The sequence below is a fragment of the Gordonia sp. LMA167 genome (assembly GCF_058130025.1).
Genome location: NZ_CM176708.1, coordinates 6130604 through 6146367 on the forward strand (window position 1 = coordinate 6130604; position 15764 = coordinate 6146367).

Sequence of the window (15764 nt, forward strand, 5' to 3'; positions counted from 1 at the left end):
TCACACCACCCAGGCCGACCTCAGGAGAGCCGATGAACGTTACCGTCGTGACGCACGACAACCCGACCACAGCCCAACCGACCGACGTCGCGAAGACACCCACGAAGGCGGCCCTCGCGTCGTTTCTCGGAAGTGCGCTCGAGTACTACGACTTCTTCATCTACGGTTCGGCAGCCGCCCTCGTCTTCGGGCACACCTTCTTTCCCGAGGGCAACGATGCGATCGGAACGGTCGCCGCACTCGCGACCTTCGGCGTGGGCTATGTGGCCCGGCCGATCGGCGGTATCGTGCTGGGCCACTTCGGTGACCGGCTGGGCCGCAAGAGGATCCTCCTGTTGACGCTACTCATCATGGGCCTGTCGAGCCTGGCCATCGGATTCTTGCCCACCTACGACCAGATCGGCATCGCTGCGCCGGTCCTGTTGGTGCTCTGCCGTCTCGCCCAGGGCTTCTCCGCCGGCGGTGAGGCAGCCGGTGCCAGCACGTTGACCCTCGAACACTCCCCGGAAGGACGTCGTGCGTTCTTCACCAGCTTCACGATGACCGGCTACGCCGCCGGAATGGTGCTCGCCACGCTTGTGTTCATCCCCGTCGCGGCATTGCCGAAGGACCAGCTCGACGCCTGGGGTTGGCGAATCCCGTTCTGGTGCAGCGCCGTCGTGTTGATGGTTGCCTATTTCGTCCGCACCAGGCTCGACGAAACCCCGGTGTTCGAGCAGTCACGCGAGCATGCCGAGGTCCAGAAGCTGCCCGTGGTGACCGTCCTGACGACACAGTGGCGCGACGTCCTGCGGATCGCGCTGTGTTCGCTGTTCGCCGTCGGCCAGACCGTGTTCACCGTCTTCGGGCTGGCCTACGCCACCGGGCCGGACGCCGGCATCGGCCGCAGCACGATGCTGTGGGCGTCGTCGGTATCGATCGCCGGCTCCATCATCGCGATTCCGTTGCTGGCCAGGTTGTCCGACCGCGTTGGTCGACGTCCGGTGTGGATCGTCGGCGCTCTCGGCTGCGCCGTGACGATGTTCGCGTACTTCTGGGCCATCTCGGTCGGGTCGACGCCGCTGATCTTCGGTGCCGCGCTGCTGACGATGACGCTGTTCTACTCGATGGTCAACGGCCTGTGGCCGAGCTTCTTCACCGAGATGTTCGCCGCGCCCGTGCGCTACTCCGGCTTTGCCGTTGGCACGCAGATCGGCTTTCTCATCGCCGGCTTCGCCCCCGCGATCGGCTGGGCATTGCTGGGGACGGGCACCAACGCGTGGGTGCCGGTGGCGGTGTTCACCGCCATCTGCATGCTCATCTCCTCGGTCGCGGCGTTCACCGCCCGCGAGACCTACCGGGTGCCGCTCGCCGAGCTCGGGAATCCGTCGACTCCGCGCGAGTAGCCGGAGGACAATGAGGCGATGTCTCGGACACCGACAGGAGAATCGGTCACTGCCCGCGTCGTGAGGGTGTTGTCCTCGTTCGACGCGGACACACCGTCCCTCTCGGTGTCCGACATCGCGCGCCGGTCCGACCTCCCCGTCGCGACCGCACACCGCATCGTCGGCGAGCTGGTGAAGTACCGCCTTCTCGAGCGCAATGACACGCGGATCAGCATCGGTGTGCGGATGTGGGAGCTGGGCGCCCGCGGCTCGCACACCTTGAGCTTGCGCGAGGCCGCCTTGCCGTTCATGGAAGACGTGAACGCCGCGATCAAGCAGCACACCCAGCTCGGCATCCTGGACGGCAACGAGGTCCTCTTCCTCGAACGCCTCTCCACGCGTGGATCCGTCGTCAATGTCACCAAGATCGCCGGACGTCTCCCGGTCCACGCCTGCTCGTCCGGACTGGTCTTGTTGGCCAGTGCCCCCGCCGACGTCCAGAATCAGTTGTTGTCACAGCCGCTCGAGCGCTACACCGACGCGACCATCACCGACCCCGCACAGATGCGACGTCTGCTCGGCGAGGTCCGCAGCCAGCACTTCGCCGTCGCCCGGGGGCTGATCACGCCGGGGGCCACCGGAGTCGCCGTCCCCGTCCGCGACAGCACCGGCGGCGCGGTGATCGCCGCACTGTCCGTCGTGATCCCGAATGATCAGGCGAACCCGCAGGCGGTCGTCGCGGCGCTGACCACCGCGGCGCGCGGCATCACCCGCGCGATGTCGCGCGGATCGCGACCCTGAACAAACCTTTCCATCCATTGGAGTCCGGCTGTGACCCCGGTCTCGGGTCGGCCAGAGTGGGTGTCACCACCCAAGGACAACGGTCGCGAAGCCGGCAGTCGGAATCAGCTGTATATCAACGCTTTCGCACATTCTGACCGTGTTCCGCCCTCAGAAAGGTGAAAACAGATGAGCTCGAAAACGGTCAAGTGTGACCTGCTGGTCATCGGCTCCGGAGCTGCCGGCATGGCTGCCGCCCTCAAGGCGGCCGCCGACGGCCACAGCGTGATAGTCGCGGAGAAGTCGACCTGGCTCGGCGGGACCACCGCCATCTCCGGCGGCTGGGCCTGGGTTCCCGGCAACAAGCAGGGTGTCGCGCAGGGCGATACCCGTGCCGAGATCGAAACCTACATCCGCGCACTCGCCAAGGACTGCTACAAGACCGAGATGGTCGACACCTTTCTCGACGAGGTGCCCGAGGCGATCGACTGGCTCGAAACCGAGACAGACGTCGAATTCGTCTATCCGGAAATGGCTCCCGACTATCAGATGGATGCGCCGGGAGCGAAGCCGTCGGGGCGCGCGATCTCGGGCAAGGTCGTCGACGCACGCATCCTCGGCGAGAACCGGCTGCGGCTGCGGCCCTACCTCGACACCTACACGGTCTTCGGCTACATGCCCGAGGTCGGCCCGGACATCGCGGAGTTCCTCCATGCCAACCGGTCACTGAAATCCTTTGCCTACGTGTCGAAGAAGCTGCTCAAGACATGGGCCGAGACGGTGGTGTGCCGCCGTTCGTTCGACCGGACCAACGGCAATTCACTGATGGTGCGGATGGTGGCGTCGGCCGCCAAGCTCGGTATCCGCATGTGGACCGAGACGCCCGTGACGAAGATCGTGCAGTCGGAGAACGGGATCGTCACCGGCGCCGTGCTCGGCGGCGCGCACGCGGCAACGGTGCAGGCACGTCTGGGTGTGGTGATCGCGGCCGGTGGGTACTCCTCCGACGCAGCCATGCGCGCCGAGTTCTGGCGCCACGATCCCCACGGCGACAACCACTTCACACCCACGGTCGGCCACGACGGCGACAATGTGCGCCTGGCCGCACCGCTCGGCGGGCACGTGGACACCGATGTCCACGAGCCGGCCGCCTGGGCTCCGGTGACCGTGTTCACCGGACTGCGCGGACACCAGCGCATCTTCCCGCATCTGCGCGCATTCGGATTGCCGGGCCTCATCGCAGTGAACCGCAAGGGCGAGCGCTTCGCCAACGAATCGAGCTCGTACCACGACTTCGGCATGGCGATGATCCAGGAGAACGCCGGCCAGGACGAGACATTCGGCTACATCATCGCCGACTCGAAGGCCATGAAAAAGTACGGTATCGGCTACGCGAAGCCCTGGCCCATCCCCCAGGGATATTTCAAGAAGACCGGCTTCCTGCACAAGGCCGACACCGTCGAGGAACTCGCCCGCACCATCGGTGTCGACGCCACCGGACTGAAACAGACACTGGCAGAGTTCAACTCCGGCGCAGCCAAGGGCGAGGACCCCAAGTTCAACCGCGGATCCAACTGGTTTCACCACTTCAAGGGCGACATGGAGCACAAGCCGAACCCGAACCTCGAACCGCTCGACCGGGGCCCGTACTACGCGGCCAAGATCGAGATGGGCGACCTCGGGGCCTACTCCGGCCTGGCCGTCGACCGGCACAGTCAGGTGCTCGACGACGACAACCAGCCGATCCCGGGCCTGTACGCGGCGGGTTCGGCCGCCGTCAGCATCTTCGGCGGCGGCTACCCCGGCTACGGCGCCAACATCGGGCCTGCCCTCGTCTTCGGCTACACCATCGGACGCGACGCCGAGGTTCTCGCCTCGCTGCGCGGCGAAACCGCCACACCGGCTGTCCTGGAAGAGGTCTGACATGACGTTCTTCCTTGTCCGATACCGCTATACCGATGACAGCGCCGGCCGCGACACGCACCGGCCCGACCACAAGCGCCACCTGGCCGACGCGGCCGACCGGGGGCTGATCCTCGGGTCGGGACCGTTCGCACCGGACGAGCAGCCGGGCGCAGCCATGATCTATGCGTCGGCCACACGCCAGGCCGTGATCGACGTCGTCGAAGGCGACCCGTTCCACGTTCACGGGCTCATCGCGTCGTATGAGGTCACCGAATGGATTCCGATGATCGGCCGGTGGGCCGTCGCAGCAGCAGGAGGTCGGTCATGACAGGTCGAGTGGCCGGCAAGATCGCCATCGTCACCGGGGCCAACGGCGACTTGGGCGGTGCCACCGCGCGAATGCTCGCCCGAGAAGGAGCCCGGGTCGCGGCCTTTGACCTCAAAGTGCCGGACGCACCGTTCGACTCCACGGACATCACCTCGTTCGCCGTGGACGTCACCGACGAGTCCAGCGTGGCCGAGACGGTCGCGGTCGTGACTCAGACCATGGGTGTTCCGGACATCCTGGTCAACTGCGCAGGCATCATCGGGCGTCCCGCCCCGTCGCACGAGGCCTCCGTGGGCGAGTTCGATCAGATCTTCGACGTCAACGTCAAAGGCGTCTGGCTGATGACCAAACACGTGGTGGGCCACATGATCGATCGACAACAGGGCAGCATCATCAACTTCTCGTCGATCCACGGGCTGACCGGCGGATCCAACGTCCCGCTCTACCACGCGTCGAAAGGCGCGGTGCGGCTGCTGAGCAAATCGGACGCCGTCACCTACGGGCCGGCCGGGATCCGCGTCAACTCCATCCATCCCGGTTCGATGCGCACGGCGATGAGCAGACGATCGGCCGAGGGCAGCCCGCTGGGCGCCGAGGAGTACTACCGGCGCCTGGTGTCGGGAAATCCGCTCCCGCGACAAGGAGAGCCCGACGAGATCGCCTATGGAGTTCTCTATCTCGCATCGGACGAGTCGGGGTTCACCACCGGCACCGAGCTGGTCGTCGATGGAGGCTACACGGCGCACTGAGGGCCCTACCCCGGGCACCGAAGGCGGACTACCCTCGATGACAGACCCGGCACACAGCTGGGCCCACACCGCTGGACCCTCCGGATTCGCGGCGATCCGGAATCGAGGACGCTTCGATGTCATCACCCGACGAGCAACTCGAAATCATGGTGGGCGTCGACGGCTCATCGTTCTCCCTCGCCGCGACGGAGTGGGCCGCGCACGACGCCGAGGCGTGGGACATTCCCCTCCGGTTGGTTCACGTGGTGTCCCCGCTGGTGCTCTCGGCATGGCCCGAGGAACTGAAACCCGAGGACTTCGCGGAGCGGGTGAACGATGAAGCCAACCGGATGATCGACGCCGCCCACCAGGTCGCGGTCGAATCGATGTCGTCCGATCGGACGCCACCGATCGCCACCGAGGTGATCGGTGGGCACATCGTGCCGACCATGGTCGAGCTGTCGCGCAAGGCCGCCATGTTCGTGGTGGGCTGTCGGGGTCAGACCGCGGCTGCGCGGGCCATACTGGGGTCGGTCAGTTCCGAGCTGGTGCATCACGCGCACTGCCCGGTGGCCGTGATCCACGACGAGGCCCCGCACAAGCAACGCTCGGCCGAGGCGCCGGTGGTGGTCGGCGTCGACGGGACACCCGAGTCGCAGCGAGCGGCCGAGCTGGCATTCGCCGAGGCGTCGCGTCGTGGTGTGGGCGTCGTCGCGATGCACGCGTTCAGCGACATGGGTCCGATCAATTTCGGCTCCCTCAACTGGGCACCGATCGAGTACCGCAACATCAAGGCCGCCGAGGAACAGGTGCTTGCCGAGCGTATGGCCCCCTACCGGCAGATGTATCCCGACGTCGACGTCCGCCTGGTCGTCGCCCCCGACCGGGCGGCTCACCGATTGCTCGAGGTCGCCCTGAACGCCCAGCTCGTGGTGGTGGGAAGCCATCGCCACAGCGGATTCGCGGCGATGGTGCTGGGCTCGGTCAGCGGTGAGGTCGTCAACGCGGCCGAGGTCCCCGTGATCGTCGTCCGTTCTGGTCTAGACCAAATGGTCTGACACTGTTAACCCGCCGTTCGTCCTGACGGCACCTTTTGGTCTATACCAAACCGCACGCTGTCCTCATGCAGACAGCAACATTGGTCGTGTTCGACATGGCCGGAACGACAGTCACCGACGACGGACTCGTGGTCGCCGCGTTCGAGGCCGCCGCAACCGCGGTCGGTGTACCCGCCGCAGGTCCCGAGCGCGACCGGGCACGACAGTATGTGCACGACACCATGGGTCAGTCGAAGATCGAGGTGTTCCGCGCGCTCTTCGAGTCCGACGAACGCGCCGCCACCGCCAACGCCGTCTTCGAGCGCGCCTACACCGACGCCATCCCGGGAGGCGTGAAGGCGGTGCCGGGCGCTGCCGAAATGATCACCCGCCTGCCGGCCGCGGGAATCGCGACCGCGTTCACCACCGGCTTCAGCCCCTCCACCCAGCAACGAGTCCTCGACGAACTCGGCTGGACCGATCTGGTCGACATCGTGCTGTCACCGGGCGACGGCACCCGCGGCCGCCCCTACCCCGACCTGGTGCTGCGGGCGGCCCTCGCGGCGCAGGTCACCGACGTCGCCGACATCGTGGTCGTCGGCGACACCGCCAGCGACATGGTGACCGGCCGCCGGGCCGGCGCCGGCGTGGTCGTCGGCGTCCTCACCGGCGCCCACGACGAACATGCCCTGCGCACCGCGGGAGCCACACACGTGCTCCCCTCGGTCGCAGAACTCTCCGAGATCGTCCTCTGACCCGCTCACCGAATCGTCGAGAAAGGCTTGTTCCCATGAGAATTCGCTCCCGCCGTATCGTCGCCGCCGCAGCCCTCGCCGCGTCTCTCGCCCTGGTCGCCTCCGGATGCTCCGGTTCCGACGACGACTCCACCAACGCCGAGGGATTCCCCGACACCATCACGCTGGCGGCCGTCCCCGCCGAGAACTCGACCGACATGAAGGCCAGCTACGAGCCGGTGATCAAGACGATCGAGGCCCAGACTGGATCGAAGGTCGACTTCGTGCAGGCCTCCGACTACGCCGGCGTCGTCGAGGGCATGATCGCCGACAAGGTCGACCTCGCATTCTTCGGGCCGTTCGCCTACGTCGTGGCCGGCATCAACGGCGCCCACATGACCCCGCTCGGCGCGGTCATCAAGGAGAAGGGCGGCGAGCCCGGATACAAGTCCTATGGCCTCACCCAGGCGAACAACACCTCGATCAACGGGCTCACCGACTTTGCCGGCAAGAAGGTCTGCTTCGTCGATCCCAGCTCGACGTCGGGATTCCTCCACCCGACCGCCGGGCTGATCGAGGCCGGCGTCATCAAATCCGGTAGCGAGCAGGATGTCTCGGCCGGCGTCACCCCCATCTACGCGGGCGCACACGACGCGTCGGCACTGGCCATCGCGTCGGGCCAGTGCGACGCGGGCTTCGCCTTCGACACGATGGTCGACAAGACCATGATCGAGAAGGGCGACCTGAAGCCCGGTCAGCTGAAGACCGTGTGGAAATCCGACACGATCGCGGGTTCGGTGTTCGCGGCCAACGACTCCCTCGGAACCGAGGCCATCGACAAGCTGAAGAAGGTCTTCACCGAGGACGTCAACGTCGATGCGATGACCGCGGCCGGTTACTGCACGGGCGAGCAGTGCCTGTTCACCGACGAACGCGCGTGGGGCGTGGTGCCCGCCCAGGACTCCGACTACGACGGGGTCCGGCACGTCTGTGACGTCACCAAATCCGAGAAGTGCCAGGGCTGACATGACACCGACGCAGACACCCCCGCACGTGGCCGGCGACGACCGTGTGGTCCATGTCAGGCACCTGACGAAGAAGTTCGACGGCACGGCGGCGCTCGAGGATGTGTCGCTCGACGTCCACCGCAGCGAGCTCGTCGTGTTGCTCGGACTGTCCGGGTCGGGAAAGTCGACGTTCCTCCGATGCCTCAACGGGTTACACCCGGTGACGTCGGGCAGCGTCGAAGTGCGTGGGGTGCGCGTCGATCTCGCCGGTGGACGGGATGTGCGGACGTTGCGCCGCGACGTCGGCTTCGTCTTCCAGCACTTCAATCTCGTCGGCCGACTGAGCTGTATCGAGAACGTGCTCATCGGCGGCCTCGGGCGACTTCGGTTCCCGCGCTACGGCTCTCTGACCTACCCCACACGGATGCGGGCCGAGGCGCTCGGGCATCTGGACCGGGTCGGACTCGCCGACCTCGCCGAACGTCGCGCCGACACCCTGTCCGGCGGCCAGCAGCAGCGGGTGGGCATCGCCCGGACATTGATGCAGCGGCCCAAACTGCTGCTCGCCGACGAACCGGTGGCCTCGCTGGACCCGGAGAATGCGGGCGTGGTGATGGATCTGCTGTTCCAGGTGTGCATGGAGGAGAAGCTGACCGTCATCTGCACCCTGCACCAGGTCGACCTCGCGATGGGATGGGCGCACCGGATCGTCGGGCTCCGTTCGGGTCTCAAGGTGCTCGACCGCCCGACCGTGGGACTCGGCCGCGACGACGTGATGTCGATCTATGAGCGCGTCGACCCGTTGTCCGAGCCGGCGGCGAGCAAGGCGACCCGACCGTGGTGAACACGCTGCTGACCGACCGCCCCTCCGAGGACGAGCAGAAGCGGGCCAGAGACCGGGGTCGGCACTCCCGGCTACTGATGCCGGCCCTGGCGGTGGGCGCTCTCGTGGTCACCGCCATCTCGGCCTGGTACATCGACTTCGCACCCGGCACGCTGTTCGCCGGACTCGACGACATCGCGAACCTGCTCGAGCGAATGATCCCGCCGCGCATGGACGATCCGGGCCGGATCGGGGAACTCGCCTTCGAGACCTTGCTGATGGCGTTGTTGGGGACGGTACTGGCCGCGATCGCCTCACTGCCGTTGGCATTTCTCGCCGCCCGCAACACCTCTCCCCATCCGATTGTCCAGGCGATCGCCCGTGGGGTCATCACGTTCTGCCGGGCGATGCCCGACCTGCTGTTCGCGGTGTTGTTCGTGCGGGCGCTCGGGATCGGCATACTCCCCGGCGTGCTCGCCCTGGCACTGCACTCGATCGGCATGCTCGGCAAGCTGTTCGCCGACGCCATCGAGGAGACCGACGTCGGACCGCGGGAGGCGGTGCGCTCCGTCGGCGGCGGATACCTCCGGGAGATGATCAATGCGGTTGCACCGCAATGCGTGCCGTCCTGGATCGGTGCGTTCGTCTACCGCATCGACATCAACCTGCGGATGTCGGTGGTCCTCGGCTTCGTCGGCGCCGGTGGCATCGGGTTCGCATTACAGGATGCGTTGCGCGGCCTCATCTATCCACGCGCACTGGGCATCGTGCTGGTCATCCTGGTGATCATCACGGCCATGGAACTGATCGCGATCGCGGTGCGGCGGATGCTGCTCAGTCCCGACGGCGCGAACCCGAGACGCGAGCGGATCGCACGCACGACGTTCTCCGTCGGCATCGCCGCATCGACGCTGGCATCGCTGGTCGTCCTGCACATCTCACCGTGGTCGTTGGTGACCTGGGTCGGTCCGTGCTTCGAAGTGTTCGGCAAGATGATCCCGCCGAACTTCGGCGCTCTCGACGGCCAATTGTTCACCGCGGCAACCCAGACCGTCGCGATCGGCATCGTCTCCACCGCCATCGGTGCGGTGCTGTCGATACCGGCGGGCATCTGTGCGGCCCGCAACGTGACGCCGCACGTCACGGTCTACTGGTTGGCCCGGGCCTGGATTCTGGTGGTCCGGTCGGTCCCCGAACTGATCCTCGCGGTGGTGTTCGTGGCGGCACTCGGCCTGGGCCCCGTCGCCGGCACCTGTGCACTGGCGATCGGGTCGATCGGATTCCTCGCCAAGCTCGTCGCCGATGCCGTCGAGGAGATCGACCCCGGCCCGATGGAGGCCGCCCGATCCGTCGGATGTGGTTGGTGGAAGACGCTGTTCGCCGCGGTTCTTCCGCAGGCGATGCCCTCCGTCATCGGTTCGGGCCTCTACCTGCTCGACGTCAACATCCGCACCTCGACGGTGCTCGGCATCGTCGGCGCAGGCGGTATCGGCTTCCTGCTGTTCGAGTCGATCCGTACCCTCAACTTCGACGTCGCCGGCGCCATCGTCATCGTCGTGTTCGTCATCGTCTTCACCATCGAAAGGTTGTCCGGTTGGATACGCTCACGCCTCGTCTGACCCGGGCCGCGATCTGGCGGGGTTCCTCCGTCGACGTCGAGAGCGTCCCCGTCCCGTCTGTCGGCCACGGCGAGGTACTCGTGCGAGTGCGGTTGGCCACGGTGTGCGGGAGTGACCTGCACACCGTGGCCGGCCGGAGGAGCGCACCGGTCCCGTCGATCCTCGGTCACGAATCCGTCGGCGAGGTGATCGCGGTCGGCGCCGGCGCACCCGCGGCGCCCGGGGCACGCGTGATCTGGTCGGTCACCGTGGCGTGCGGCGACTGTGACCGGTGCCGTATCGGTTTCACTGCCAAGTGTCTGCGTGTGCGCAAGGTGGGACATGAGTCCTACGACGGCGACTGGCCGCTCTCGGGCGGCTACGCCGAGCACATCCTGTTGCCGCGGGGCACCGCGGTCGTGTCGGTTCCCGACGACGTTCCAGATGCGGTGGCCGCGCCCGCCGCGTGTGCGACCGCGACCGTGATGGCCGCTGTCGAGGCGGCCGGTGACGTGCGGGACCGACGCGTGCGGATCGGGGGCGCCGGCATGCTCGGGGTGACGGCGGCCGCCGTCTGCGCCGACCTGGGCGCCGACGTCGTCATCACCGACCGACACGCCGACCGCCTCTCCCTGGCCGAGTCCTTCGGTGCGAGTGCGGATCACGGCGGTCGGGTCGATGTCGCGATCGATTTCACCGGGTCGAGTGATGCGGTCTGCGAGGCGTTCGAACGGCTCGACGTCGGCGGCACGTTGGTGATCGCCGGGTCGGTGACACCCGGGCCCGCGCTGCACGTCGATCCCGAACGGGTGGTGCGCAACTGGCTCACCATGCGTGGGGTGCACAATTACGAACCCCGACACCTGCAGCAGGCCGTCGACTTCCTGCACCGCACCCTCGACGTCTACCCGTGGATGTCGCTGGTGACCGAGCCGGTGGCGCTCGCCGACATCGCCGCCGCGCTCACGCCGCCGCCACCCGGCAAGCTGCGGGTTGCAGTCGCGCCTTGAACAGCGTGCGACCTGCCGGCGAACCGTGAGTGCGCGCGCCCCGGGGAACCGGTTGCGCCGATCCCGCGTCCAAGACCCATGACCAGCTTCGCAACGCTCGACGGCGCGGTGAATCGCGCCGAGCTCCTTGCCAACGGCTTCGCCGACCACGAGGTTCGCGCCGCGGTGCGCGCAGGCGTCCTCGACACGTTGGCGCCGGGAGTCCTGATCCGCCCCGAGCTCCTCGACGGCACGCGCGAGCAACGCCATCGCGAGCTCGTCAAGGCCTGGCTGCGCCGATCATCGAAACCCGGGCGCGCCCTGACCGACGTCTCGGCACTGGCCGTGCTCGGATTACCGGTGTGGGGTCTGAACACCTCCCGGGTGGTGCTCGCCGATCCCGGCCTGGGCCCCGGATTACGGTCGACGAAGCTCGTACGCCTGGTGAGCGACACGCGCCCACCGTCGCTCACGGTGGTGAACGGACTGTCGGTCCAGTCCCCCGCGCGTGTCGTCGTCGACCTCGCGCGGACCGCGCCGCGGGTTGCGACGATCGTCGTCGGCGACGCGGCACTCCACCAGGGGCTCTGCACCGTCGACGAGCTGGGGAACGAGCTGGATCTGGCTGCCGGGATGAAGGGCATCGCACGGGCACGTCGCATCGTCGGGGAGTTCAACGGCCTGGCGGAGTCGGTACTCGAGTCGCGGAGTCGCATCACGATCATCGATGCCGGCCTCCCCGTTCCCGAACTGCAGGTCGAAATCTACGATACGTTCGGGAGATTCATTGCGCGCGTGGACTTCTATTGGCGCAGTCATCGGGTGGTCGGCGAGTGCAACGGCTTGATGAAGTATTCCGGCGACGACGGCATCGGCCGGGTGCTGCACGAAAAGGCCCGGGCCGACGCGCTCGTCGAGCACGGGGACTGGCCCATCAACTGGGGCTGGACCGACCTGGACAAGCCGGAGCGGCTCATCGCCCGACTCCGCGCGATGCTGCCCGAGACAGACACAACGCCTGTCGCCGAACACATGTGACGCGGCACGTGTGTCTGACGACAGGCGTTGTATCTGGTATCAGGCGACCGGCGCCCAGCCGATCAGCGCAGCAGCGCGCGGCTCATCACGACGCGCTGGATCTGGTTGGTGCCCTCGTAGATCTGGGTGATCTTGGCGTCACGCATCATCCGCTCGACCGGGAAGTCGCGGGTGTAGCCGGCACCGCCGAACAGCTGCACGGCGTCGGTGGTGACCTCCATCGCGACGTCGGAGGCGAAGCACTTCGACGCGGCGGAGATGAACCCGAGGTTCTTCTCACCCCGCTCGGCGCGGGCGGCCGAGGTGTAGACCATGAGGCGGGCGGCCTCGACCTTCATCGCCATGTCGGCGATCATGAACTCGACACCCTGGAACTTGCTGATCGACTGGCCGAACTGCTTGCGGTCCTTCACGTATTCGATCGCCTTGTCGAGCGCACCCTGCGCGATGCCGACGGCCTGCGCGCCGATCGTCGGGCGGGTGTGGTCGAGGGTCTGCAGCGCGGTCTTGAAGCCGGTGCCCTCGTCGCCGACGATGCGGTCCTCGGGGATGGTGCAGTCCTCGAAGTAGAGTTCGGCGGTGGGCGAGCCCTTGATGCCGAGCTTCTTCTCCAGCGGGCCGACCGTGAAGCCCGGGTCGTCCTTGTGAACCATGAACGACGAGATGCCGTTGGCACCCTTCTCCGGATCGGTGACCGCCATGACGGTGTACCAGGTCGACTTGCCGCCGTTGGTGATCCAGCACTTGGAGCCGTTGATGACCCAGTTGCTGCCGTCCTTGCGGGCGCGGGTCTTCATCGACCCGGCGTCGGAGCCGGCCTCACGCTCGGAGAGCGCGTACGACGCCATCGCCTCGCCGGATGCGATCGAGGGCAGCACCTGCTTCTTGAGTTCGTCGGAGCCGTTGAGGATCAGTCCCATCGTGCCGAGCTTGTTGACGGCCGGGATCAGCGACGACGAGGCGCACACGCGGGCGACCTCTTCGATGACGATGCACGCGGCGACGGAGTCGGCTCCCTGGCCGTCGTACTCCTCGGGGACGTGGATCGCGTTGAACCCCGACGCCACGAGGGCATCGAGTGCCTCCTGCGGGAACCTCGACTTCTCGTCGACGTCTGCGGCGTGGGGCTCGATCTCCTTCTCGGAGAGCGCGCGGATCGCCTCACGCAGCGCGACGTGCTCCTCGGGAAGTTCGAAGACGGAAAAGTCGGGGTTACCGAACGCCATGATCACTCCTATCGGCAAGATGGCTACGCAAGCGCTTCGACGACACTGCGTGCCAATGTCCTGTTCCAGTGTAGTGCAGCACGGCACTGAGTGCCATGTCAATCTCGTTCGACGACACTTTCATTATTCGCGCTCGGGGTGGTCGGCGCGCAGTTGTTCGCCGACCCGGCGTGCGATCTCCGCCGGCGACGTCCCCGCGGGGTAGGTGACGACAGAGACGACGGTGTCGGCGACCCCTCCCGGCTGTGCACCACCGCCCGTGGCCCAGCCGCGGAAAGCCGTCCGCACGTGGTCGAGTTCGGTGCGCAACCGCTCGAGCGTCGCGTCCTCGTCGCCACGGATCATCGCGCGGAGCAGGAAGTTGTGGGCGCTGGTGACCGCGGCGGCGTAGCTGACGATCCGCACGGGCGATTCATCAGGCAGTCGCAGACGCAGGAAATCCTCGAAGAGCCGTTGATACCGATAGGTGGTGACCAGCTCCCGATCGCGTAGGGCCGGGACCTCCTGAACGACCCGGATGCGCCGCACCGCCATCTCACGAGCATCACGGAAGTGCACGAAGACCAGCTCGGCCCCGGTGCAGACGGCGGTCCACGGATCGTCGTGAGCTGCGTCGAGATGCGACCTGACCTGGCCGAGCAGCGACTCGTGGTCGGCGAAGATCACGTCTTCCTTGGCCCCGAACTGTCGGAAGAACGTACGCCGCGAGATCCCCGCGGCCGCCGCGATCTGTTCGACCGTCGTGGATTCGTATCCGCGCTCGGCGAACAGTCGGATCGACTCGGCGACCACGTGGACCCGGAAGGCCGCCGAGTCGGGGGAGCCCGTGTCCGATGCGATCGACATGGCACTCAGTATCACCGACGACGCGCCCGCTGCGCCGGGAGGTCGGCGACCCGGGGATACCGCACAGGACCTCGGAGGAGAAGGTTACGGGCAGGCGAACCATGCGCGTCTCGGACTGCCGCCGACGCCCAGGTGCGGTGCAATGGCGGTGTGACGCTCCCGCAGAACGGCATCCACCGGACGCATACGGTCGCCACATCGTCGGTGGTCGGCTCGATGGCCCGTGCCGACCACCTGGGCAAGCGGCCGATCCGGCTGGTCCTGGTACCCGCGCTGATCATCGGGCCGGTCCTGATCGCGCTCGTCGAGTGGCATTCGGCCGGTACCTCAGTCGAGCTTGCCGACATCGCGCTGCCGGTGGTTGTCGGCGCTGTCGTCCTCGCGATTCTGGCCGTCATCGTGCTGCGCGCAACAGCGTCGTGGCACTGGCGGCGGACACTTCCGGAGGACACCCCGATCTTCGCGGATTTCGGTTCGGAGTGGATCGGTGTCGGATGGCAGGACACCTACACCGCGGTGGCGGTGTCCCAGATCACCCAGGTGCGGCGGTTCGGCGCGGCACTGAATGTCAGCGGCGGCGGGACCAGCCTGGTCATCCCGGTCGACCTGGTGCCCGAGCCCATCGCGGCCGACCTCCTGCGCCGGTTCGGGCGTCGGCGCGCACCGACGTCGGGCACCCCGCCGACGCGGGTACTGCCGTCGCCACGCCCTACTGCGTCATCGCCGGATGTGGACGGAACCATCCGGACGCAGACCGTGGCCGATGAAGGCCTGGCCGCCAGGCTGTCGGCGACGATGCGACGCATCCCGTCGACCCGGCTCGCCTTGCTGGTCACGCTCCTCGCGTTAATGCTCACCATGGTGTTCCTGCTCGATGGAATGCAGACCAGCACTGATTGGCTGATCACCGGCATGACCGTCGCCGCGATCGTGGTCATCCTCGGCCACGTCCTGTGGTTCGGCGGAGCGTCGCGATTCCGCAGCCTCGTGCCGGCAGGGACGACGATCTTCGCCGAGTTCGGAGCCGATTGGATCACCGTGGGCCTGGGCGGACTGGTCGAGTCGGCACCGGTGGAGCGGATCTGCAGCGTGCGGCGGGTCGACGCGGCCCTGATGCTGCGGCTCGACAATCCGTCGGGCGCGCTGATCATCCCGGTGGAACTGGTACCGCTCCACGTCCGCAACCAACTTCTGCGCAGATTCAGATAACCCCCTGACCTGGCCATATGTGCGCCGCCGAATCTTGTCGGACCCGTGTCGTAGATTGATTCGTGCAGGGTCGATGTGAACACTTTGAACCCGACCTGGCTCCCAGTGTGTGTTGTTGGACAGTGTGCTGGCGGGTCCGGTCGTTTCTTGCG

General features: G+C 67.0%; 15 protein-coding genes. 13 read left to right on the forward strand and 2 right to left on the reverse strand.

Features of this window, described 5'->3' with window-relative positions:
• The first annotated feature begins 32 nt into the window (after window positions 1–32).
• The 12 genes from ACVT6V_RS27495 (at window position 33) to ACVT6V_RS27550 (ending at window position 12331) form a co-directional block, all read left to right on the forward strand.
• On the forward strand, window positions 33–1385 hold the full coding sequence (locus ACVT6V_RS27495; RefSeq protein WP_489897224.1) for an MFS transporter: 1353 nt from the start codon (window positions 33–35) through the stop codon (window positions 1383–1385).
• Window positions 1386–1403: 18 nt separating this feature from the next.
• Window positions 1404–2165 carry an IclR family transcriptional regulator gene (locus ACVT6V_RS27500; RefSeq protein ID WP_489897225.1) on the forward strand — a complete coding sequence of 254 codons (762 nt, stop codon included), beginning with the start codon at window positions 1404–1406 and terminating at the stop codon, window positions 2163–2165.
• Window positions 2166–2333: 168 nt separating this feature from the next.
• A complete protein-coding gene (gene chcC2, locus ACVT6V_RS27505; RefSeq protein WP_489897226.1) occupies window positions 2334–4067 on the forward strand; it encodes a 4-oxocyclohex-2-ene-1-carboxylate 5-dehydrogenase in 1734 nt (577 codons plus the stop codon).
• A 1-nt stretch (window position 4068) separates the two neighbouring features.
• Window positions 4069–4377: a YciI family protein gene (locus ACVT6V_RS27510; RefSeq protein WP_489897227.1), complete on the forward strand. Its 309-nt coding sequence runs from the start codon at window positions 4069–4071 to the stop codon at window positions 4375–4377.
• Window positions 4374–5126, forward strand: coding sequence for an SDR family NAD(P)-dependent oxidoreductase (locus ACVT6V_RS27515; protein ID WP_489897228.1), 753 nt, complete (start codon window positions 4374–4376; stop codon window positions 5124–5126). The genes ACVT6V_RS27510 and ACVT6V_RS27515 overlap by 4 nt, the downstream gene beginning before the upstream one ends.
• 116 nt (window positions 5127–5242) lie before the next feature.
• Entirely contained in the window at window positions 5243–6163 is a 921-nt protein-coding gene (locus ACVT6V_RS27520) for a universal stress protein (protein ID WP_489897229.1), read from the forward strand.
• A gap of 65 nt (window positions 6164–6228) precedes the next feature.
• On the forward strand, window positions 6229–6897 hold the full coding sequence (locus ACVT6V_RS27525) for a phosphonatase-like hydrolase (RefSeq protein ID WP_489897230.1): 669 nt from the start codon (window positions 6229–6231) through the stop codon (window positions 6895–6897).
• Window positions 6898–6932: 35 nt separating this feature from the next.
• On the forward strand, window positions 6933–7901 hold the full coding sequence (locus tag ACVT6V_RS27530; RefSeq protein WP_489897231.1) for a phosphate/phosphite/phosphonate ABC transporter substrate-binding protein: 969 nt from the start codon (window positions 6933–6935) through the stop codon (window positions 7899–7901).
• A gap of 1 nt (window position 7902) precedes the next feature.
• Window positions 7903–8727, forward strand: a complete 825-nt coding sequence (gene phnC, locus ACVT6V_RS27535) for a phosphonate ABC transporter ATP-binding protein (protein WP_489897232.1) — start codon at window positions 7903–7905, stop codon at window positions 8725–8727.
• A 77-nt stretch (window positions 8728–8804) separates the two neighbouring features.
• Entirely contained in the window at window positions 8805–10325 is a 1521-nt protein-coding gene (gene phnE / locus ACVT6V_RS27540) for a phosphonate ABC transporter, permease protein PhnE (RefSeq protein WP_489901040.1), read from the forward strand.
• Window positions 10301–11314 (forward strand): zinc-binding dehydrogenase, encoded by a 1014-nt coding sequence (locus tag ACVT6V_RS27545; RefSeq protein ID WP_489897233.1) that lies wholly within the window; start codon window positions 10301–10303, stop codon window positions 11312–11314. Before phnE ends, ACVT6V_RS27545 begins: the two co-directional genes overlap by 25 nt.
• Window positions 11315–11392: 78 nt before the next feature.
• On the forward strand, window positions 11393–12331 hold the full coding sequence (locus tag ACVT6V_RS27550) for a type IV toxin-antitoxin system AbiEi family antitoxin (protein ID WP_489897234.1): 939 nt from the start codon (window positions 11393–11395) through the stop codon (window positions 12329–12331).
• A gap of 62 nt (window positions 12332–12393) precedes the next feature.
• Here the strand turns inward: ACVT6V_RS27550 and ACVT6V_RS27555 are convergent, their stop codons facing one another.
• The gene (locus ACVT6V_RS27555) at window positions 12394–13557 is read right to left on the reverse strand and encodes an acyl-CoA dehydrogenase (RefSeq protein WP_489897235.1); all 1164 of its coding nucleotides are present in this window, start codon (window positions 13555–13557) and stop codon (window positions 12394–12396) included.
• A gap of 123 nt (window positions 13558–13680) precedes the next feature.
• A complete protein-coding gene (locus ACVT6V_RS27560) occupies window positions 13681–14403 on the reverse strand; it encodes a TetR family transcriptional regulator (protein WP_489897236.1) in 723 nt (240 codons plus the stop codon).
• Window positions 14404–14553: 150 nt separating this feature from the next.
• Here ACVT6V_RS27560 and ACVT6V_RS27565 point away from each other — a divergent pair, with 150 nt between their 5' ends.
• A complete protein-coding gene (locus ACVT6V_RS27565; RefSeq protein WP_489897237.1) occupies window positions 14554–15612 on the forward strand; it encodes a hypothetical protein in 1059 nt (352 codons plus the stop codon).
• Window positions 15613–15764: the final 152 nt, after the last annotated feature.

Bases quoted from the DNA above. Each gene is read 5' to 3' on its own strand.
- ACVT6V_RS27495 (WP_489897224.1), top strand. From the start codon at position 33: ATGAACGTTACCGTCGTGACGCACGACAACCCGACCACAGCCCAACCG.
- ACVT6V_RS27500 (WP_489897225.1), top strand. From the start codon at position 1,404: ATGTCTCGGACACCGACAGGAGAATCGGTCACTGCCCGCGTCGTGAGG.
- chcC2 (WP_489897226.1), top strand. From the start codon at position 2,334: ATGAGCTCGAAAACGGTCAAGTGTGACCTGCTGGTCATCGGCTCCGGA.
- ACVT6V_RS27510 (WP_489897227.1), top strand. From the start codon at position 4,069: ATGACGTTCTTCCTTGTCCGATACCGCTATACCGATGACAGCGCCGGC.
- ACVT6V_RS27515 (WP_489897228.1), top strand. From the start codon at position 4,374: ATGACAGGTCGAGTGGCCGGCAAGATCGCCATCGTCACCGGGGCCAAC.
- ACVT6V_RS27520 (WP_489897229.1), top strand. From the start codon at position 5,243: ATGTCATCACCCGACGAGCAACTCGAAATCATGGTGGGCGTCGACGGC.
- ACVT6V_RS27525 (WP_489897230.1), top strand. From the start codon at position 6,229: ATGCAGACAGCAACATTGGTCGTGTTCGACATGGCCGGAACGACAGTC.
- ACVT6V_RS27530 (WP_489897231.1), top strand. From the start codon at position 6,933: ATGAGAATTCGCTCCCGCCGTATCGTCGCCGCCGCAGCCCTCGCCGCG.
- phnC (WP_489897232.1), top strand. From the start codon at position 7,903: ATGACACCGACGCAGACACCCCCGCACGTGGCCGGCGACGACCGTGTG.
- phnE (WP_489901040.1), top strand. From the start codon at position 8,805: ATGCCGGCCCTGGCGGTGGGCGCTCTCGTGGTCACCGCCATCTCGGCC.
- ACVT6V_RS27550 (WP_489897234.1), top strand. From the start codon at position 11,393: ATGACCAGCTTCGCAACGCTCGACGGCGCGGTGAATCGCGCCGAGCTC.
- ACVT6V_RS27555 (WP_489897235.1), bottom strand. From the start codon at position 13,557: ATGGCGTTCGGTAACCCCGACTTTTCCGTCTTCGAACTTCCCGAGGAG.
- ACVT6V_RS27560 (WP_489897236.1), bottom strand. From the start codon at position 14,403: ATGTCGATCGCATCGGACACGGGCTCCCCCGACTCGGCGGCCTTCCGG.